This is a genomic window from bacterium, assembly GCA_024742285.1.
Taxonomy (GTDB): Bacteria; Myxococcota_A; UBA9160; order UBA9160; family UBA4427; genus UBA4427.
This window is the reverse complement of sequence record JANSYR010000002.1, coordinates 257,437-277,207: the sequence shown is the minus strand read 5'-3', so window position 1 is coordinate 277,207 and position 19,771 is coordinate 257,437. Positions and strand designations below refer to the sequence as shown.

General features: G+C 67.8%; 14 protein-coding genes. 3 read left to right on the top strand and 11 right to left on the bottom strand.

All coding sequences use genetic code 11. The features are described from left to right. Positions 1-37: 37 nt before the first annotated feature. Positions 38-2,560 (bottom strand): TonB-dependent receptor, encoded by a 2,523-nt coding sequence (locus NXI30_05135; GenBank protein ID MCR9093580.1) that lies wholly within the window; start codon positions 2,558-2,560, stop codon positions 38-40. A gap of 629 nt (positions 2,561-3,189) precedes the next feature. On the opposite strand from NXI30_05135, the gene NXI30_05130 reads away from it, so the two are divergent. After that, on the top strand, positions 3,190-4,092 hold the full coding sequence (locus tag NXI30_05130; protein ID MCR9093579.1) for a hypothetical protein: 903 nt from the start codon (positions 3,190-3,192) through the stop codon (positions 4,090-4,092). A gap of 4 nt (positions 4,093-4,096) precedes the next feature. Here the strand turns inward: NXI30_05130 and NXI30_05125 are convergent, their stop codons facing one another. Further along, positions 4,097-5,776, bottom strand: a complete 1,680-nt coding sequence (locus tag NXI30_05125; protein MCR9093578.1) for an acyl--CoA ligase — start codon at positions 5,774-5,776, stop codon at positions 4,097-4,099. A 10-nt stretch (positions 5,777-5,786) separates the two neighbouring features. After that, the gene (locus NXI30_05120) at positions 5,787-7,118 is read right to left on the bottom strand and encodes an MFS transporter (protein MCR9093577.1); all 1,332 of its coding nucleotides are present in this window, start codon (positions 7,116-7,118) and stop codon (positions 5,787-5,789) included. Between the two features lie 174 nt (positions 7,119-7,292). Here NXI30_05120 and NXI30_05115 point away from each other — a divergent pair, with 174 nt between their 5' ends. Then, positions 7,293-8,219: a LysR family transcriptional regulator gene (locus NXI30_05115; protein MCR9093576.1), complete on the top strand. Its 927-nt coding sequence runs from the start codon at positions 7,293-7,295 to the stop codon at positions 8,217-8,219. An 87-nt stretch (positions 8,220-8,306) separates the two neighbouring features. Here the strand turns inward: NXI30_05115 and NXI30_05110 are convergent, their stop codons facing one another. The 8 genes from NXI30_05110 to NXI30_05075 form a co-directional block, all read right to left on the bottom strand. Then, positions 8,307-8,726: a hypothetical protein gene (locus NXI30_05110; protein ID MCR9093575.1), complete on the bottom strand. Its 420-nt coding sequence runs from the start codon at positions 8,724-8,726 to the stop codon at positions 8,307-8,309. Between the two features lie 282 nt (positions 8,727-9,008). Next, positions 9,009-9,926, bottom strand: a complete 918-nt coding sequence (locus NXI30_05105; GenBank protein ID MCR9093574.1) for a TIGR02281 family clan AA aspartic protease — start codon at positions 9,924-9,926, stop codon at positions 9,009-9,011. Positions 9,927-10,035: 109 nt separating this feature from the next. Further along, positions 10,036-12,192 (bottom strand): excinuclease ABC subunit UvrC, encoded by a 2,157-nt coding sequence (gene uvrC / locus NXI30_05100; protein MCR9093573.1) that lies wholly within the window; start codon positions 12,190-12,192, stop codon positions 10,036-10,038. 16 nt (positions 12,193-12,208) lie between these two features. Beyond that, complete coding sequence (uvrB, locus tag NXI30_05095) at positions 12,209-14,206, bottom strand: excinuclease ABC subunit UvrB (protein ID MCR9093572.1); 1,998 nt, start codon at positions 14,204-14,206, stop codon at positions 12,209-12,211. Between the two features lie 61 nt (positions 14,207-14,267). Continuing rightward, entirely contained in the window at positions 14,268-15,701 is a 1,434-nt protein-coding gene (gene cysS / locus NXI30_05090; protein MCR9093571.1) for a cysteine--tRNA ligase, read from the bottom strand. A 22-nt stretch (positions 15,702-15,723) separates the two neighbouring features. Continuing rightward, positions 15,724-16,206, bottom strand: coding sequence for a 2-C-methyl-D-erythritol 2,4-cyclodiphosphate synthase (ispF, locus tag NXI30_05085; GenBank protein ID MCR9093570.1), 483 nt, complete (start codon positions 16,204-16,206; stop codon positions 15,724-15,726). Continuing rightward, a complete protein-coding gene (ispD, locus tag NXI30_05080) occupies positions 16,206-16,904 on the bottom strand; it encodes a 2-C-methyl-D-erythritol 4-phosphate cytidylyltransferase (GenBank protein MCR9093569.1) in 699 nt (232 codons plus the stop codon). Before ispD ends, ispF begins: the two co-directional genes overlap by 1 nt. Before the next feature lie 2 nt (positions 16,905-16,906). Further along, positions 16,907-18,574 carry a TolC family protein gene (locus tag NXI30_05075; GenBank protein ID MCR9093568.1) on the bottom strand — a complete coding sequence of 556 codons (1,668 nt, stop codon included), beginning with the start codon at positions 18,572-18,574 and terminating at the stop codon, positions 16,907-16,909. A 729-nt stretch (positions 18,575-19,303) separates the two neighbouring features. Here NXI30_05075 and NXI30_05070 point away from each other — a divergent pair. After that, complete coding sequence (locus tag NXI30_05070; protein MCR9093567.1) at positions 19,304-19,711, top strand: polymer-forming cytoskeletal protein; 408 nt, start codon at positions 19,304-19,306, stop codon at positions 19,709-19,711. Positions 19,712-19,771: the final 60 nt, after the last annotated feature.

Genomic DNA, 19,771 nt, shown 5'->3' with positions numbered 1-19,771 from the left:
CACACGACTGTCACCCGCCCTACGCCGGGTCGTCCCGCTACCAGGCGAGTCGGACTTCGGCACCGCAGGACCGGGGATCGCCGACGTAGTGGAGTTGCTGGCGGGCGAAGTTCGAGATGTCGGCCGCGAAGGTCGTGAATCGCTCGTCCGTCACGTTGCGACACCAACCCGCAACTTCGAGCCCTTCGTCCGGTGTCGCGTAGCTCAACCGGACGTTGTGGATCATGTAGGCCAGGTTCCCGATCAGATAGGGCGAGAACTTGCTGCGCCCGAGCCCGTCGATCTGCCCACGGCCGCGGTTCGCGTCGAAGGGCACGTCGTCGGTCCACGAGAAGTCGTAGCGCGGCGTAATCGTTCCGATACCGGGGATCTCGAAGCGCCAGGTGACGGTGCCCGAGACCTGGAGACTGGGCGCACTGATCAGGGGGTTGCCCGTGTAGTCGATCAGGACGGTGGTCGGGAAGGCCCCGAAGAGCCGAAAGTCGACCTCGGTGAACTCGAGGAACTCAGTCTCGAGCCAGCCACCCCGGAACTGGATACGCAGGTTCTCGAGGAGGGGCGGAGCGATGCCCTCGAGCGGACGCAGGTCGAGCTCCATCTCGGCCCCGTAGTTTCGCGCGCGCTCGGCGTTCTGGATCACGCGGAAGACGCCGGTCTCCGTCGCCGACAGTCGGAACACCTGGTAGTTGCGGTAGAGATAGAAGAAGAAGGCGCCGTCCAGGGCCACGCGACCATTCCAGAAAGACGAACTCACACCCCACTCGAACGCGTCGATGCTCTCGGGGTCGGCGTAGCCCTCTCCCGGCACCTTCGCGCCCAGCGGACGACTCGGATTGAAGTGACCGGCCTTGAAGCCCCGCGAGTACCGCAGATAGCTCGAGACGTCCGCCGTGAACTCGTGTCGAAGCTCGACGAAGCCGGTCAGCGCGTCCCAGGTTCGCTGATTCGACGATCGCTGGGGCGGCAGCGTGAACGTGCCGCCGTTTCCGAGCAACCGCGTGTTGATGTCCTGGACCTCGAAGTCCTTCTGCTCCCAGTTGTAACGCGCGCCGGCCGCAACCGTGAGCCCCTCGAGGAACTCGTACTCGACCGACGCCCACGCCCCGAGGCTGTAGATCTCCTGCGTGAACTGGTTGTCCCGGGCCGCCGACCCCAGCAGGTCCTGGGCGAGCGCCGCCTCCACCTGCTCCGTCAGCGTGTAGACCCCTGCCTCCCAGACGACGGGGAGATCGAGCCACTCTTCTCCCGAGAAGACGACATCTCCCGCGACCTGCCACGCCTGGTCGTTTCCGGCAGACGGAAACCGTCGGTTCGGCGACAAGTCGGTATCGCGTCGCTCGGATTTGCGGTAGTCGAGAAAGCCGAAGTTGGTCTTCATCTCGAAGGCCTCGAAGGAGGCCTTCCCCGTGAGAGAGAGCGCCAGCGTCTCGAGAATCGTCCGACCCGGGCTGTCGAAGTCGCCCCGATAGGGCCCGCCATCGAGCGGGTCCTTTCGGAGGCCGCGCTGGATGATGGCCTGCGCCTCCGCGAACGGGACCCCCTGATCCGCCAACGAATCCTGGAGCCGCGTGATGTCGGAGTCGCGATACCCCTCGTTGTCCCGCACGCCCAGCAGATTGCCGGACGGCCCGCCCGTGCCGAGATGCTGTCCGACGGTGGAGTCACGATTTCGATGGGTGACCTCGCCGCGCACGATCAGATCGAGCGTCCGATCCGGCGATTGAACTCTCACCTGGGCGCGCACGCCCCAGTCGTCCACCTCGCCCAGATAGCGCCCCAGGAACGGCGAAACGCCACTCCTCTCACCCACCTGCAGGGTCTCACCGTCGCCCTGCCCGCTCCTGACCGTCTGGTCGCAGAGCTGCGCGGCTGGATCGTTCCGGCTCGCGGCGACGGGACGCGAAGCGAGCGAAGACCGGTTCGCGCAGCCGTTCTCGAAGAAGGGCGACTCGTGTCCGAAGATCGCGGAGAGGCGCGCGGAGACCGTATCCGAGTAGATCGGTGCGTTCACGGCACCCTCGAAGCGATATCGCGCGGCATCACGCGCGTCGGGCGTCGTGAGCCGCCCGACCGTCGACAATGCGAACGCGGAAAACTCCGGCTCCGGCGTGGCGGTCTGAATCTGAATCGCACCCGCAGAGGCGTTCCTGAACGAGCCGACGCCCTGGGGCCCACGGAGTACCGAGAGCCCCGACAGATCGAAGAGTCCCACCAACTGCGTCGCGGACGCGTTTCGAGGCACACCATCCTGATAGATGGAGACGGCCCCGGTCGCGTTCGCACCGAAGTCCTGCAGGCCGACGCCCCGTACGAAGAACGAAGCGTTGGTCGAGTTCGAAGAGCTGATCGACAAGTTCGGAATGCTGGCACTGACGTCGCTCAGATCCTCGACGCCGAGTTCGCCGAGCTCGAGGGCGTCGAAGCCGATTGCGGAGGTGCTCTGCGACGTGAGCAGCCCAGCCGTGCTGTCGCCGATCACCACCATCTCCTCGATCCCCTCGAAAGGATCGTCCTCGGCGGACACCATCGTGCTCGCGACGGTCGACACGAGCAAGGACACGGCCGCGAGCGCGCGCCGGCACGCGCGCCTCGTTCCGGACGATTCGTTTCGTCGAAGCGGGGTCGACATCGATGGGAATTGCGAAGCCACGGAGTGAGCCTTCGTCCTTGCTGGAGAGAGTTGCGATCGCGACCGCGAGCCGTGCACTTCGTCGGCGCAGGAAACTCGGATCGCGAGACTGATGACTATCCACGCCGACACCTCGACCGCCCATGCATTCTTCGCAGATGGGGGATTGATGGCATTCATGCGTCGACGAGTCGTTTCTCCAGAATCCTCGAAAGCCGAGATCGCGCGAACGATTCCATTGAAACGCGAAGGCCCGTGGCAGATACTGCGAAGACCTGACGCCGTTCGCGCAACAGGCATCACGCGCCCGCAGTCGACTCTCGACATGCACGCAACCGGCAACACGCCGAGACGCACCGGGCGCCCCACGGACCACGGTGTCCACGGAGTGGAAAACCTTGCGTCGACTGACGAGAACGCTTCCGACTGGATCGACGGGCTCGTTCGAGCCTCGCTCGCTATCGCCTAACAAGTCTGCGAACACCCCGTCCCGAACCACCGCGCCCCGGGCGTGGGGACGCAGAGGAAGGATCCTCCTCTCGGTCTGCACCACTTGGGCCATGGCGACGAGTGGTCCGGCGAACGCGGAGGAGTCCGACGAGTGGTCCCTCTCGCTCTCCCTCGCGATGGGCATCGACGGATTCTCGGGAAAGGCTTCCGCCTCATCCTCGCAGATCACCGGTCCTCCCCAGCCGAATCCCCCGAATCCGGTCGCGAACGATGGTCCCTCGACGCTGATCTCACCGATCTTCGGCCGGAGCGACGTGATCTCCGGCCTGCTGGGCGTCGGCTTCGGCGTGCTGACGCCCCAGCTGACGAAGGGGCTCGGCTCCCCTCGAGTCAGCCTCGACTTCGACGTGATCGGCGTCGTTGCCAGCGAGACGAGCCTCGCGAGGGACGGCCGACCCGACGAGTTCCGCTTCCCGATCCTTCCGACCGTTTCCGTGGTCGGCGACTCGCTCATTCTGGGGAGCGGGACTTCGATCACCGCCCAGCAGCAATCGCCCCTCCTGGTGGCGGCACTCGGCGTCGCCTGGACTTTCGACCTGGACGGCAATCGGGTTCGGGTGAAACCGTCGCTCGTCTACTCGAGGAGTCGTCTCGACGTGGTCGGCGTGTCCCGCCGCGCGGTACGCCTCGGCTCTCCCAACACGTCGCTCGACAGCTACCGCTTGATCTCGCTGTCCGACGCCCAGACCGAGGTCTATCACGGCATGGGTCCGGGGCTCGAACTCGAGTACCTGCTCGAACCGACGCTTGGCCCGCTGTCCGCGAGTCTCTACGTCGAGGGGCAGGCCATCCGGCTCTTCGGGGACCTGGAAACCGACCTGGTCGGAGTCGATCCGAACGTACCCGGCGAGTTCGTTCGCTGGCACTACGAGAACGACCGCTGGAGCTTCCGCGCCCTCACGGGGCTTCGCTTCCACTGGTCCCCTCGATCCGAGGGGACACCGCGTCGCTAGTCGGCTAGGTCGGCTCCGACCGAGTGGACTCGATCGTCGGGTCTCCCACCAGCTCCTGCTTGAGGACCTTCCCGGTCGCGTTCCTCGGCAGCGCCTCTGCGCGGACTTCGATCCACGTCGGCACCTTGTAGTACGCGAGCGTCTCGGCCACGAAGTCACGAAGCTCCTCGGGAGAAAGCGTGGCCCCATCACGCAGCACCACGATCGCCTTGACCTCCTGGCCCAGAGTCCGGTGCTCGACGCCGACCACCGCCGCTTCGAGCACGTCGGGATGGTCCTCGATCCGGTTCTCGATCTCGATCGGGTAGACGTTCTCACCGCCGCGGATGATCATGTCCCGGAGGCGCGACGCGATGTAGAGGCGGCCCGATTCGACGCGTCCGATGTCTCCCGACTTGATCCACCCGTCCGAGACGAAGGCCTCTCTCGTGGCCTCTTCGTTCCGCCAGTACTCGAGCATGACGTTCGCGCCTCGTACGCAGACATTGCCTTCGGTGCCGTCCGGCACGGGCTTCCCGTCGTCGTCGAGCACGGCCACCGAGGTCCCCGGTAGCACGTGCCCGACGGTCACGGGATCCGTTTCGAGGAGAGCGGCGGGCGCCGCCGTGCACAGCCCACCACACTCGGTGAAGCCGTAGAAGACCCCGAAATCCTGCATCGCATTGGGGAGCTTGCGTCGGAGTGCCCGCTGGAGATCGGGAGAGAACGTGGACCCCCCGCCGCCGGTTCCCGTGAGCTGCGTGAACTGCTCCGGCTCGAACTCCGGATCCTCGATCAAGCGCCAGAGCTGGGTCGTGATGCCCGTCCAGCGGGTCACTCCCTCCGCCCGGGTAAGCGCGAAGATCTTTCGCGGATCGAAGCGCCCCGTCGCCCACACCATCTTCGCTCCCGTCGCCGGCCCCATCAGCGCGCCCGCCTGAAAGCCCGACACGTGGAAGAGCGGACTGGCCAGAATGGACACCGACGGCTGCAGAACGTCGGGCGGATCCATCGCGTGCGCGATCGCCGCGCGACAAAGCGTCATCTGCACGAACGCGATGAAGTTGCGGTGGGAGATCACGGCGCCCTTCGGCCGTCCCGTGGTCCCGCTGGTGAACATGATCGCGGCCGGCTGATCCTCGTCGATCGGCGTGGACGGGAGCGACGCCCCCTCGTCGAATCCGACCAGATCCGCGAAGTCCTCCTCGAACACGAGCGTCGGAGCCGAGAGGCGGACGCCCTCCAGGCGTTTCCCCAGAATCTTGTCGACGAAGAGCAGATCCGGCTCGGTCAGATCGAGCCCGTACTGGATCTCGTCACTCTGCCACCACCCGTTCATCGCGACCACGACCCCCCCGAGCGCGATCGTGGCCCAGGCCGTCAGCACCCAGTCGGGGCGGTTCGCCGCGAGGATCGCGACGCGACTCCCGGGGCCGATTCCATACCGCTCGCGCAGCCCGGCGGCGAGCGAGGCCACCTGGCGTGCATGTCCGACGAAGGTCCATCGCTCCCCGGTGTCCCAGACAGCGACCTCGGCATCCCCGAAGCTCACCGATCGCTCCAGCACCTCGAGGAGCGAACGATGTCGCCGCTCGAAGACGGGCATCTCTCGCCCGAGCACCCGCTCCACGGTGAGTTCGAACGGTGTCCCGGGCGCCGTGACCGCGGCCACGGCCTCGTCCCATCGTGATCGAAAGTCCCTCATCCTCGCCTCCTCACGCGACGCCCCCGTCGATCGGATTCTCCATCTCGTCAGCGACGGTCCGTGCCGACCGGAGATAGAAGACACATGCGATCACGTTCGTGATCGCGGCGACGAGCATCGTGTACCGGATCGACTCGACGCCCATGCTGGGGTGCAATGCATCGTTCAGGGCACCCACGACGACGGGCCCCACCCCGAGCCCCACCAGGTTCGTCACGAAGAGGAAGACCGCGGCGGCGAGCGCCCGCGACTCGACGCGAACGAGCGCCTGCATCAGCGCGTAGACCGGCGCGGTAAACGCGAGGTTGAGTGCCGAGTGGACCGCGTAGGCTGCAAGGGCCCAGCGCGTCGAAGGCAGGAAGAGGAAGGCGGTCGTGAAGGGGATCCCGACGAGCGCGGCCAGCGTGGGCACCCAGAGATACCAACGAACGTCTCGTCGCACGAGCCGATCGCAGAGATAGCCACCGATGAACATTCCCGGCAAACCCGCTGCCAATGCGATGAAACCGAGCGACGTCCCGATCACCTGGATCTCGAGGTCGTGTACACGCATGAGAAATGGCGCGACCCAGACGGCGACGCCGTATCCGGCGACCGCATGGAGCGCGCCGCCTACCTGCAGCCAGACGAACGACTTCTTCTGCCAGAGCTCGCGAAGCGCCTCTCCGAGCGGCTGCTGTACGCGAGGTACGCGCTCCGCGACCGGGACCGGATCACGGACGATCTCCGAGGCTCCGCGTTCGGGTTCCCGAACGCTGACCGCGACGAGCAGGGCGAGCGCGACACCCGGAACGCCCACCGCAATGAATGCATCTCGCCAGCCGAGGAGATGCGCGAGCCAGCCGCCGAGCAGCCACCCGATCGCCGCGCCGAGTTGCGTCCCCGCCGAGTAGATCCCGAGCGCCCGTGCGCGTTGATGCGGCGGAAAGTAGTCGGAGATCAGCGAGTGGGACGGGGGACTGCAGCCCGCCTCGCCGATGCCTACACCTACACGCATCAGCGCGAGGGAAGCGAAGCTGCGGGCCGTGCCCGACAGGGTCGTCATCGCGCTCCAGATGAGTGCGGAGATCGCGATGATCGTCTTGCGGCTCCCACGATCGGCCCATCGAGCGATCGGGATGCCGGCGAAGGTATAGAAGAGCGCGAACGCGGGCCCCGTCAGGAGTCCCATCTCGAGATCGCTCGTGCCGAGCTCGTCCTTGATCGGCTGCAGGAGGATCATCAGGATCTGGCGATCGATGTGGTTCGACATGTAGACGAGGCAGAGCAGGCCCAGGACGTAGCTCCGATAGGCCGTGCCGCTCGAGAGCCCGTTCGCTCGACTCGTAGATTCCGTCTTCATCGACCCGGCTCCCAGGGAGGTGCTCTGATCTTCGCCCTGCGCGCCGCGACTCGGTCGACGGCAGGCATGATCATCCATGCTCGACGCGGTATGGTCGCGATTCTGATCGCAAGAGCACCTGCATTGTCTCGATGACGGGAATCGACCGGGTGCATCGACAGAACTGGGGGCCTCATGCGATTGGCGAGCGTCGACCTCAATCTTCTGATCGTGCTCGACGCGATCCTCCGGGAAGCGAGTGTGACCGGTGCGGCAAGGCGGATCGGCCTCTCGCAATCGGCGACGAGCCACGCGCTCGCGCGCCTCCGTGACATCCTCGAGGACCCGATCCTGTTGCGGACGTCGAAGGGAATGGTGCCAACCGCCAAGGCCGCGGCGCTCACCGACCAGGTGCGAGCGCTCCTGGAAGACGCCGCGACCGTCTTCGGCGACGAGCGCACCTTCGATCCTTCATCGAGCCAGGAGCGCTTCCGAATCGGCCTCGACCAGTCGGCCCAGGTGAGCCTCCTGCCCCTTCTGATCCGGGACCTCGCCAAGGTGGCGCCCGGCGTCTCACTCGTGGTCCCGGTCGGGACCCAGCCCGACCAGATCGTCCGCGAATTCGAACGCGGCACCGTCGATCTCGCCGTGAGCTCGTACCACCCGGCGGACATCCCGAGTCTCTCGAGCCGTTTTCTCATCTCCGCGGAGTACGTCACCGTCGGCCGTCGAGGTCACCCGCTCTTCGAGGGGCCGCTGACCCTCGAGGACTTCGTGTCTGCGCAGCACATTCGGGTGGCCCATCCGAGCATGAGCGACGAGGCGATCGACGGTGCGCTCGCCGAGCACGGGCTCGACCGGAAGGTCGTCCTGACGGTCTCCGAGCCCGTGACGATTCCGAAGGTGGTCGCGAGATCGGACCTCGTGGCGACGATTCCGAAGATGCTGATCGACCTGTGGATGCCCGGCCACCGGCTGACGTGGTGCAGGCCGCCGATCTCCGTCGCGCCGGTTCCCGTGTATCTCATCCACCACGAGCGGATCGATGACTCCCCGCCGCACCACTGGCTGCGAGGACGCATCGAATCGGCCTTCGACGGCCTGGGACACGGGGAGAGCTGACCTCTCATCGCGGAAGTCGGCGGCGCACCCGGCTCCGCAGGCACTCCGTCGACGCGGGGACGTCGAGGGCAGCGCTCGGCCTTTCCGCTAGTGCAGCGTATGCGTCGGCTTGCGGTTCGGCTTGGTGCGCATGCGCTGGGCGTAGGCGGCCAGCACCTCGAGGACTTCGTCGAGTTTCTCGAGCTCACCGCTGAAGGCGCCGAGGAGCCGCTCGACCTCCTTCACGTCTCGCATGTTCCGCTCCACCCAGGCATGGGCCTCGGCCTGGACTTCGGTCGCGGCGACCGCCCCCAGGATCAGAGCCTCCGCGGAACCCGTCCCCTCTGCCTGGTACTGCGCCTCGAGTCGCCGCGCGAGTCGCCCGGCCCACTCCTGGGCGACCCCCTCTTCGACGAGTCGCGATTCCCAGTCTTCGAGCCTGCGCGGCTCGAGGTGCGGACGCCGGCCGCCGACGCCGCGCGCGCCGCCGTCTTTCCGCCCGAAGAGCCTGCTCCAGTTCCACTCCATCGTTCCAGATCCGTCCGCATCCGGCCCCGGCTGGGCCCGGTCTGGATCGCCCCCTCGATGCGATCGCGAGTTCCGACCGGGAAAGAGCAAGAGACATGCCACGGGCCCGGGACGGCGGAGGGCGCAGGGAGCCGGCAGCGGGCCGGTGGCTTCCGGCCCTGCGGCGGCTCGCGCGGCTCTCGCATCTCGCCGCAGCGAGATCCACGGCCCGGGATCCAGCCCGGGTGGAAGCGGATTACCCACGGAGGGCAGATCGAGTTCGAGCCGCCGCGAGCGGTGGGGTCAGTCGCGCCACTGCATGGGCACGCGCGCTTCGTCCGCCTCGTCTTCGAGGACGTCGAGCTGGCGGTCGACCTCGTCGATCATCGCGTCGAGCTCGGCCTGGCGCCGCGACCGGTTGGCGCTGGTCGCGGCCTTCTCACGCTCGATGGCAGCCCGTCGCGCGGCCAGGCCGGCGAACTGGGTTCGCCACTGGGACTCGCTCCGCCCGCCTCGGATCCGACCGGATTCGACGAGACCGTTGCTCTGGAGCGTGATCGTCCCGCTGACCGGATCGATGCGATAGCGGAAGTGGTTGAAGAACGAGAGTCCGAGCAGCCCGGTCGACATCGAGGTACTGACCGAGGCGGGCACGTTCTCCACCCGCGCGCCGCCGAGCTGAACGCTGTCGAGGGTCACGAGGGATTGCTGGATGATGCCGTTCGCGGTTCCGTAGAGCGCCGTGCGCGATCCCGCGAGATCGAGGCGGAGCTCCTTCGCGACCCATGTCGGGAGCACGACGTCGGACGCCCCGGTATCCACGTAGAACGGCGCGACCACCGAATCGTTCAAGCGCACGTTGACGCGCATGGTGCTGCCGGTTCGCTCGACGCGGATCTTGTGAACCTGCCCGCCTCCCCCGCCGCTCGAGGTCGAGGATCGGCCCGCTTTCCCTCGGCGGGAGGCCGGGGCCGCCGGCGCCGCCTCGTAGTGCTGGATCCGCGAGCTCTCCTCCGGCTTCACCACGTCGCCCCGCGCCTGGGCCCGGTACTCGATCGGCACCTGGTTCAGATCCTGCGCGAAGTGCAGTCGGCCCCGGGCATCCCGCCACTGGTAGATCTCCGCCGACGCCCCTCCGGCGATCAGACAACCGGCCGCGATCCCGAGGTACAGCAGCGCTCGAAGGACGTTCTTCCTGGAAGGGCGATGGACGACGCGCATGACGGCCTCCGATGGGAGGGCGCAGCGCGCTCGAAGGCGCCGCGCGGGCTTCCCCGCTTCATCGGCCCCCGCTTCGGCGCGCTTGATCGGACCTGCCGGCCCGGCCGGCCTAGCGCGGCTCGAGCTCGCCGTCGGTCGAAGCGACCGGCAAGTCGGCGGCAGATCCGGGCGATTCCCCGGCGGCGGCGACGACGTCCGACGGCTCGCGTCCCTCGTCCGCGGCCGCATCGGACGCCTCTTCGGGGGCCTCCTCCGGCGCCGTCAACGCGTCGAAGAACCGGCGGATCGAAGTGGCGTCCTTCTCCGTGATCCCGGGGACCGTGAGGAGCTCGGCGTGGCTCGCGTTCCGGACGGCGCGCAGACTGCCCAGGGTCTTGAGGAGCGCCCTCCTCTTCGTCGGCCCGATCCCGGGCAGCTCCTCGAGGATCGAGGTCAGATTGACCTTCGAGCGCAGCTCGCGTTGGAACTCGATCGCGAAGCGATGGGACTCGTCGCGGATGCGCTGGAGCAGGAGCATCCCGCGGCTGCTCGGCAGGAGCTGGATCGGATTCGTGCGATTGGGCTTGAAGAGCCGCTCCGCCTTGAGCCCACCGCCCCGCTTCACGCGGACGCTCGGGCTCTCGTCGTCGCGCTCCTTCGAAATCCCGAGGACCTCGACCTCGAGCCCCGCGTCCTCGAGGGCAGCCATCACGACCCCGACCTGCCCGCGGCCGCCGTCGACCATGAGCAGGTCCGGCAGCGGCTCCGTCTCGACCCGCCGAAGTCGCCGGTCGAGCACCTCACGCATGCACGCGTAGTCGTCCCCCGCCTCCGCCTCGCGGATCCGGTAGCGGCGATAGTCCTTCTTGACCGGCTCACCGTCGGCGAAGGCGACGCGGCTGGCGACCGCGAGGGTCCCCTGCAGATTGGACACGTCGTAGCACTCGATTCGATGCGGGCGGACCGAGAGACGACACTTCTCCTCGAGCTCGTCGAGGGCGGTGTCGACGCTCTCGCGGGCCGCGAGGCGGGTCGCGAGCGCGAGCCGCGCGTTCCGCTCGGCGATCTCGACGAGTCGCTTGCCCGCGCCCCGCTGCGCCCAGCGGATCGTGACCGGCCGCTCGAAGCGCTCGCGCCAGAGCTCGGCCAGAGCGCCCTCGTCCTCGAAGTCGACGCTGGTCAGGATCTCACGGGGCGGAGCGTGACCGTCGCCCGAGCCGTAGAACTGACCGAGGAAGGAGGACATGACCTCCCCGTCGTCGAGCCGGACGTTCGAGAAGGGGACGCTGCGCGCGCCGATCACCCGCCCCTCGCGCACGTGGAGCACCTGCACGTCGAGCTCACCGCCCTCCCGGGCGATCGCGAACACGTCCCGATCGACACCGCCCTCGGTCACGATCTGCTGGGACTCGATCGTGCGCTCGACCGCCTGGATCCGATCGCGCAAGCGCGCCGCGTCCTCGAAGCGCTCTTCCGCGGCCGCTTCGTGCATCTCGCGTTCGATGTTCTCGACCAGCTCCCGGGACTTGCCACGCAGGAAGAGCATCGTCCCCCGCACCTGCTCCGCGTAGGCGTCGGCGTCCGCGAGCCCGACGCAGGGCCCGAGACAGCGCTTCATCTCGTACTCGATGCAGGGCCGACCGCGCCGGGCATAGTCCTTGAACGTCCCCTCGGTACACGAGCGGAGCGGGAAGAGCCTTCGCAGCTTCGAGAGCGACGACTTGAGCGCCACGCTCGACGTGTAGGGCCCGAAGTACTGCGCTCCGTCCTTGCGGAACTTCCGGACCATGGTCACCCGCGGCCAGGTCTCGCTCTCGTCGATCCGCAGCGCCAGGTACTGCTTGTCGTCCCGGAGGCGGACGTTGAAGACCGGCTTGTGCTGCTTGATCAGCTCGTTCTCGAGGAGCAGCGCCTCCTTCACGTTGCCCGTCACCAGCACTTCGACGTCGCTCGCGCGATCGACGAGAGCGGGGATCTGATGGCGCCCGTCGCCGCCGCTCACGTACTGACGGACGCGGCTCCGGAGGTTCTGGGCCTTGCCTACGTAGAGGACCGTGCCGCGCTCGTTCTTGAACTGGTAGACGCCGGGACTCGTCGGGAGCTTCGCCGCCTGCTCGGCGAGGGGAACCCGCGCCGGCTTCGCGGCGGCGACGATCTTCTCGTCGCTCTTCGCGCCGGACGCCGCCGCCTCGGAGGGCCGTGCGTCGCCCTCGACGGCCGCCCCCGCCTCGGAGGTCCGTGCGTCGCCCTCGCCGGGGGCGGCGTCTTCGGTCGCATCGGGATCCACGGCCAAGCCAGAGGCCTCAGGTCAGCCGGATGCGCTCGGCCTCGAGGGCCTTCACGCGATCGCGGAGCTCCGCCGCCCGCTCGAACTCGAGCTCCCGAGCGGCCTCGCGCATCTCGGCGCGCAGCTGCTCGATCAACGGTCCGAGCTCGTGCTGCGGCAGTCCCGGCTCCGTCTTCTCCTCGGCCCGCGGCACGGTCACGTAGTCCCGCTCCCAGATCGAGTCCTGGAGACTCGTGATCTTCTTCTGGACGGTCTTCGGCGTGATCCCGTGCTCGGCGTTGTACTCCTCCTGCTTCGCCCGCCGTCGTCCGGTCTCGTCGAGGGTTTGCCGGATCGAATCCGTCTGCTGATCCGCGTAGAGGATCACGCGCCCTTCGGCATTCCGCGCCGCCCGGCCGATCGTCTGGATGAGCGAACGCGCGGAGCGCAGGAAGCCCTCCTTGTCGGCGTCGAGGATCGCGACGAGCGCCACCTCGGGAATGTCGAGGCCCTCGCGCAGGAGGTTGATCCCGACGAGGACGTCGAAGGTGCCCTCTCTGAGCTCGCGGATGATGTCCATCCGTTCGATCGTCTTGATGTCGCTGTGGAGGTAGCGGATCTTGATACCGAGCTCGGCATAGTAGTCGGTAAGCTCCTCGGCCATCCGCTTGGTGAGCGTCGTGATCAGCACGCGCTCCCCGTTCTTCACGTGGCCCTGGATCTCGGCCAGCAGGTCGTCGACCTGTCCGGTCGCCTTGCGGATCTCGATCTGCGGATCGAGGAGCCCCGTCGGGCGGATGATCTGCTCCACGACGACGCCCTTCGAGGCTTCGAGTTCGTAGTCCGCGGGCGTCGCCGAGACGTAGACGCGCTGGCCCGCGCGCTCCTCCCACTCGTCGAACCGGAGCGGTCGATTGTCGAGGGCCGACGGCAGACGCCAGCCGAAGTCGACGAGGGTCTCCTTGCGCGCACGGTCGCCGCGGTACATGCCGCCGATCTGGGGAACCGAGACGTGGCTCTCGTCGAGGACGACCATCGTCCCTTCCGGCAGGTAGTCGTAGAGGGTGTAGGGCGTCTGACCGGCGTTCCGGCCGTCGAGCCACCTCGAGTAGTTCTCGACGCCGTGACAGAAGCCCATCGTCTCGAGCATCTCGAGGTCGTACATCGTTCGCTGTTCGAGGCGCTGGGCCTCGAGCAGCTTGTTCTCCTTGTTGAAGAGCGCGAGCCGCTCCTGGAGCTCTTCCCGGATCCCGTCGCAGGCCTGCCGGATCCGCTCCTGCCCGGCGACGTAGTGGCTCGCCGGGTAGATCATCGCCTTCTTCGGCCGCGCCACGACCTTCCCGCGGAGCGGATCGATCTCCGCGATCGAATCGATCTCGTCGCCGAAGAACTCGACGCGAACGGCCATCTCGCCTTCGTACTGCGGGAAGATCTCGACGACGTCTCCGCGAACCCGAAACGTGCCGCGGTGGAAGTCGTGATCGTTCCGGTCGTACTGCATGTCGACGAGGCGCCGAAGCAGGTCGTCCCGCACGAGATTCATCCCCGTCTCGAGATAGACGTGCATCGAGCCGTAGTTCTCGGGCGCGCCGAGGCCGTAGATGCAGGACACGCTGGCGACGACCAGGACGTCGTTCCGCGTGAGCAGCGAATGGGTCGCCGAGTGACGGAGCTTGTCGATCTCGTCGTTGATCGACGAGTCCTTCTCGATGTAGGTATCCGTCGAGGGGATGTACGCCTCGGGCTGGTAATAGTCGTAGTAGGAGACGAAGTACTCGACGGCGTTGTTCGGGAAGAGCTCCTTGAACTCGGCGTAGAGCTGGGCCGCCAGGGTCTTGTTCGGCGACATCACGAGCGCCGGACGATTGAGGCGCTCGATCATGCAGGCGATCGAGAAGGTCTTCCCGCTACCCGTGACGCCGAGGAGCGTCTGGTGTTTGTCGCCGCCGGCCATCCCCTCGACCAGGGCATCGATCGCCGCGGGCTGATCTCCGGCGGGCTCGAACTCGCTCTCGAGCTTGAAGGCGTTGCTCATGGGGGCAGTATAGGCCGGGACGGCCCCCGAGCCTCGGGCGGCAGGCCGAAGCGCGCGGTCGCTAGCCGGCCATGCGGCGCCAGCGCGGGCCCTCGGGCGAGTCGACGATCTCGATCCCCTCGGCGGCGAGCTCGTCGCGGATCCGGTCGGCGGCGGCCCAGTCCTTCGCGGCGCGCGCGGCGGTCCGCTCTGCCACGAGGGCGTCGATCCGCGGATCGCGCTCCCACTCGTCGTCGGCCGCAGCCTCCGCGGGCTCGCCGAGCTTGAGACCCAGCACGGGCTCGAAGCGGCGGAGCAGGTCCCGGCGGTCGACGTCGGCGAGCTCGTCGCTCCGGGCGACGTCCCAGACGACCGCCATCGCGCGCGGCGCGTTCAGGTCGTCCGCCAGCGCCTCCCGGAAGCGGGCGGAGTACGGCGCCTGGACGTCGGCGTCGCCCTCGCCTTCGACGGCCTCGAGCTCCGCAGCGACCTTCTGGAGGCGCTTGAAGCCCTTGGCCGCGGCCTGGATCGCCTCGTCGGTGAAGTTCTGCTGCTGGCGGTAGTGGGCCTGGAGGAAGAAGTAGCGGAAGGCGAGCGGGTCGATGCCGCGATCGATCAGGTCGTTCAACGTCGTCACGTTGCCCTTCGACTTGGACATCTTCTCGCCGCCGGCTCCGTCGGTAGAGAGTGCCAGAAACTCGTTGTGCATCCAGAACTGGACCCAGGGATGCACGTCGTAGCCACACTCGGCCTGCGCGACCTCGTTCGTGTGGTGGACCGTCGAGAGATCGATCCCACCCGTGTGGATGTCGAAGCGTTCACCGAGATAGCGGACGGACATGGCCGAGCACTCGAGGTGCCAGCCCGGGAAGCCGCGGCCCCAGGGCGAGTCCCACTCCTGGAGACGCTGAACGCCCTCCTCCGCGAACTTCCAGACCGCGAAGTCCGACGGATTGCGCTTGCCCTCGGTCACGCCGATCCGCGCCCCCTCGGCCTGGCCCTCGAGGTCGAGACCCGCGAGCTCCGCGTAGCGGTCGAACCTGCTCGTGTCGAAGTAGATCCCGTCGTCGATCCGGTAGAGGTAGCCGGCGGCCTCGAGCTTCTGGCCGAGCTCGATCTGCTCGGCGATGTGCTCGGTGGCCTTCGGGTTGTGCTCCGGCGGCTGGCAGTTCACGGCGGCGCCGTCCCGGCGCCAGAGCTCGGTGTAGTGGGCCGCGATCTCTTCCGCGGTCTGGCCGGCCTTGCGGGCGGCGGCCTCCATCTTGTCCTCGCCCTCGTCCGCGTCGGAGACGAGGTGCCCCACGTCGGTGATGTTGATGACGTGGGTGACCTCGAAGCCCTCGGACTGAAGGAATCGCTTGAGCAGGTCCGAGAAGAGCCGCGAGCGGAGATTCCCCACGTGCTGCTCGGCGTAGACCGTCGGCCCGCAGGTGTAGATTCCGACCTTGCCGGGCTCGAGGGGCTCGAAGGCGCGGCGCGTACGCGTTCGCGTGTCGTAGAACTCGATGGGGGTCACCGCGGGTCGTGCTCCTGCCTCTCTACTGGCCGTCGGCGGACTCGAGGAGCACGACCGCCAGCCCGGCGATCCCCTCGCCGCGCCCCATCGCGCCCAGATGATCCGTGCTGGTGACCTTCACGTTCACGCGTCCCGGGTCCGTCCCCAGGAGCGCGGTCAGATTCTCGTGCATCGCCTTCTGGTGGGGCGAGAGCCTGGGCGCCTGGGCGATGATCGTCGCATCGACGTTCCCGACCCGGAATCCGGCCGTCGTCATCTTCTCCACCACCTCGGTCAGGATCTCGCCGCTGTCGATGCCGCGCGTGCGCTCGTCGCTCGACGGGAAGTGTCGACCGAGGTCGCCCTGTCCGAGGGCGCCAAGGATCGCGTCTGCGACCGCGTGGAGCAATGCGTCGCCGTCCGAATGTCCCTCGAGTCCCTTGTCGTGGGGAACGTCGACGCCGCCGAGGACGAGTCTTCGCCCGGCGACCAGCTGATGAACGTCGAATCCCTGCCCGATCCGGATCACGATCCGCCCTCGCCTTCCAGCAGCGCCTCGGCCATCCGCAGGTCCTCGGGGCGGGTGATCTTCGGGTTCGGCGCCGTCGCCTCGACCATCGTCACCGCCTGCCCCGTCCACTCGACGAGCTGCGCGTCGTCCGTCCCGAGCCGCCCTTTCCGCACTGCCTCGTCCATCGCTTCCTCGAGCCAATCCCGCCGGATCACCTGCGGCGTCTGGGCCGCCCACATCTCTTCTCGCGGCGGCGTCTCGACCACGCGTCCGTCGACCACCCGCTTGAGGGTATCCCGACTCCGCTCGCCGAGAAGCGCCGCGCCGGATTCGCGGGCCGCGGCGACCACGGCCCGAAGATCCGTCGCCGTCACCAGACAGCGCGCGGCATCGTGGACTGCGACGAAGGCAGTCTCGTCCGGAAGCGCGGCGAGCCCGGCGCGCATCGAGTCCTGACGCTCGGCGCCACCGGGAACGGGCTCCCGGAGGCCCGGGAGGTCGGCGAGATCGATCTGCGCCCACAGGTCGAGGTCCGCCGCCGCGACGACCGGCTGGATCACGTCGAAGACGCCGGCGCCGGCGAGCGCACGAATCGAACGCTCGACCAGCGTCGTGCCCGCGAGGGGCACGAACGCCTTCGGGAGGGCGTGGCCGAGTCGCTCACCACGGCCGGCGGCGAGGACGAGGGCGGCGACCGACGCGCTCGACGACATGCCTAGGGGGCAAGCTCCGCCGCCGTGTCGAGCTCGACGCTGTGGAAGTCAAGAATCGTGCCCCGGGCGCGCTCGAGGCCGATCTCCGCCGAGCGATAGGCTTGGAGGGCGTCGATCTTCTGGCTCTCGGCCTCGACGAGGTCACTCTCGCGCTGCAGGACCTCGAAGGGCGTGGACTCGCCGTGCTCGAGCCGGATGCGTTCTGCGCGAAGCTGCTCCTCCGCCGCCAGGCGCCGCCGTTCGGCCGCTTCGATGCCCTGCGCGGACGCGAGCAGCGTTCGTGCGGCGCGACGCACCTCGAGCACGATCGTCTGCTCTTCACGCGCCAGCCGCGTCTTGCTCCGTCGGAGGTCGAGTTCGCTTCGAACGACGCGCTTGCGGGCCGACGTGTTCGGGAAGGGAATCGAGAACACCCCCCTCACGCTGTAGCTGTCGGCGCCGTTCTGGTTGAAGAAGTCGTTGGTCGTGTCGTCGAAGTCGACCTGGGGCGCCGGCGAGCCGAAGGTCGGAGCGGGATTGGGATCACCCCCGAGCCCGGTGAACCCGTACTCCATCTCGACGTCGAACTGCGGCAGGCGCTGGCTCTTCGCGAACTTGAGCGAGAACTCGCTGCGCTCGATCGTCTTGCGCGAGCTCTGGAGCTCGGGGCGCCGCTGAAAGGCGGTCTCGACGGCCGTCCTCACATCGACGGAATCGGCCACGGACACGCCCGGGTCGTCGGACGGGGCGAACTGAAGATCGGTCATGGCGCTCAACTCGCGCCCGAGCACCGCATCGATCAGATCGTCCTGCGCATTGCGGTACTGGTTGGCCGTCCGGATGACCTCGAACTCGCGATCGGCCACGCCCGCCTCGGCCTCGACGACCTCCACGCGCGAGACGACGCCGACCTCGTACTGGGTCTTCGTCTGCTCGAGGAGCGCGCGCGCCGTCTCGAGGCTCTTCTGCGAGACGCGCACGTTGTCCCGGGCAGCCACGAGGTTCCAGTAGGCGTTCGCGGACTGCTGGACGACGTCCATGATGGCCGTCTCGAAGTCGAAGCGGGAGCCGAGATAGTCGGCCTCCGAGGTCTTCACCTGCGTCCAGGCCTCGTTCCACAGAAGGTTCCGGGCGAGCGGGACCGTTCCTGAGAAGACGAGCCGGGTGTCGAATCGATCGTCGATGTAGGCCGCGATGTCGCTCCGGGTCCGCGTCGCCGAGGCGTCGAAGCGCACGCCGAAGCTCGCGCCGATGTAGGGGATCGCCTGGTCGACGCCGATGCCACCGCCCTTCACGCGATCGCGGTTGAGCTCGCCGGGGTCCTGACCGGAGAGTGCGATCGCCGACGGCGTCGCCTGCACGTCGTAGCCCATGTCGGCGGCCAGCCGAGGATCGTAGGCACCCCAGGCGCCGTCCCGGTCGGACTCGGAGATCAGCGGCTCGTAGCGGGCAACCTCGATGTCCAGGTTGTTCTGGATCGAGAGCCCGATCGCCTCGTCGAGCGAGATCGGCCGCCCTTCCCCCACGATTCGGGCGTCGGGCGCGAGGTCGCCTTCGGTCGCCGCGGAGACCTGCGAAACGTAGAGCGCCTCGTCCGCTTCTTCTTCGCCTCCGACGGCGAACGCGGCCCCTGCCCCGCCCATGGCGAGTGCGAACAGAAGAATGGGGGCGAGGGATCCGAAGACGGACATGAAGTTCCTCCGAATCGGGCTCGGGGCGCAGCCGGAGCACCGATCGGCATGAGAAGGCGCAGCGAACCCGTCCTTCGTCGGAACCCGGGCCACGAATCGTGGCCGAGGGCGCCCGGTTGGACCGGCCGGCCTTGCAGTCTGCAAACCGGTCCAGGGGATGGGATCGAGCCTGTGCGGGAGCGTGCGCGGATGATGCGTTTCGACTGGAATCGATGCAAGCGACGTTCGATAAATCGCCGCGGCGAGTGCTGCGGTGCTCTTCGACCCCATGGAAGTTCTACAGCCTGGGTGTGAAACGGACGAAGCGTGAGGCATCGATGACTCGCCCGTCGGGTGTGCGCCGTGATCGCAATCACGGCGGAATCCATGGGACTGGAGGGAGGATCGGGTTCGGAAAAGAGCGACTCGCGCGTGCGATCGATGCGTTAAGCTCGACCGCCGCCCCCCAGATGACTGGGGGCCCAAGCGTTCGGAGGGGAACACGTGGGGCTCTTCAGCTCGAGGAATCGTGGGGATAATACCTCAAATGATTCCGGCCGCGATCGGCAGAAGGATACGGGCGCAGTCCCGTCCGGAGACGACTCGCAGCGAACCCAGACCTGGTCCACCCGCCCCGTCACGGCACGAGGCGATTCTTCGGCGGAACCAAACGAGACCGCGTCGACGGACAAGATGACCGCGACCGGCGAGACGACCGGCACGAGCACACGCTCAGAGGGGGACAAGCGCATGGCCACGATTGGTCAGTCGATCATTTTCAAGGGTGAGCTCTCCGGCGACGAGGACCTCGAGATCGAGGGCCAGGTCGACGGCAACGTCAACCTGCAGAACCACCAGCTGACCGTCGGGGCCAACGGCCGCCTGAAGGCGGAGGTCCAGGCCAAGTCGATCATCGTGATCGGCCAGGTGATCGGAAACCTCAGCGCCACCGAACGGATCGAGATCCAGGCCACCGGCGTCGTCGAAGGCGACCTCCGGGCCCCGCGTCTGAACGTGCAGGAAGGCGCGGTGCTGAACGGCTCGATCGACATGGCGGCCCAGAGCGCCGGCGCGAGCGCGAGCGAGCCCAAGAAGCCCGCCACCCCGCCCCAGCCCGCGGCCAGCGGCCCCGAGGCCGAGGCACGCAAGACGGCCTAGTCGGTCCAGGCCCTCCGGGCCTGTACCAGGGGATTCGAAACGAACGGCGCCGCTGTCGGC

Bases quoted from the DNA above. Each gene is read 5' to 3' on its own strand.
- NXI30_05070 (MCR9093567.1), top strand. From the start codon at position 19,304: ATGGCCACGATTGGTCAGTCGATCATTTTCAAGGGTGAGCTCTCCGGC.
- uvrB (MCR9093572.1), bottom strand. From the start codon at position 14,206: ATGAGCAACGCCTTCAAGCTCGAGAGCGAGTTCGAGCCCGCCGGAGAT.
- NXI30_05110 (MCR9093575.1), bottom strand. From the start codon at position 8,726: ATGGAGTGGAACTGGAGCAGGCTCTTCGGGCGGAAAGACGGCGGCGCG.
- NXI30_05075 (MCR9093568.1), bottom strand. From the start codon at position 18,574: ATGTCCGTCTTCGGATCCCTCGCCCCCATTCTTCTGTTCGCACTCGCC.
- ispD (MCR9093569.1), bottom strand. From the start codon at position 16,904: ATGTCGTCGAGCGCGTCGGTCGCCGCCCTCGTCCTCGCCGCCGGCCGT.
- NXI30_05120 (MCR9093577.1), bottom strand. From the start codon at position 7,118: ATGAAGACGGAATCTACGAGTCGAGCGAACGGGCTCTCGAGCGGCACG.
- NXI30_05125 (MCR9093578.1), bottom strand. From the start codon at position 5,776: ATGAGGGACTTTCGATCACGATGGGACGAGGCCGTGGCCGCGGTCACG.
- NXI30_05130 (MCR9093579.1), top strand. From the start codon at position 3,190: ATGGCGACGAGTGGTCCGGCGAACGCGGAGGAGTCCGACGAGTGGTCC.
- NXI30_05115 (MCR9093576.1), top strand. From the start codon at position 7,293: ATGCGATTGGCGAGCGTCGACCTCAATCTTCTGATCGTGCTCGACGCG.
- NXI30_05105 (MCR9093574.1), bottom strand. From the start codon at position 9,926: ATGCGCGTCGTCCATCGCCCTTCCAGGAAGAACGTCCTTCGAGCGCTG.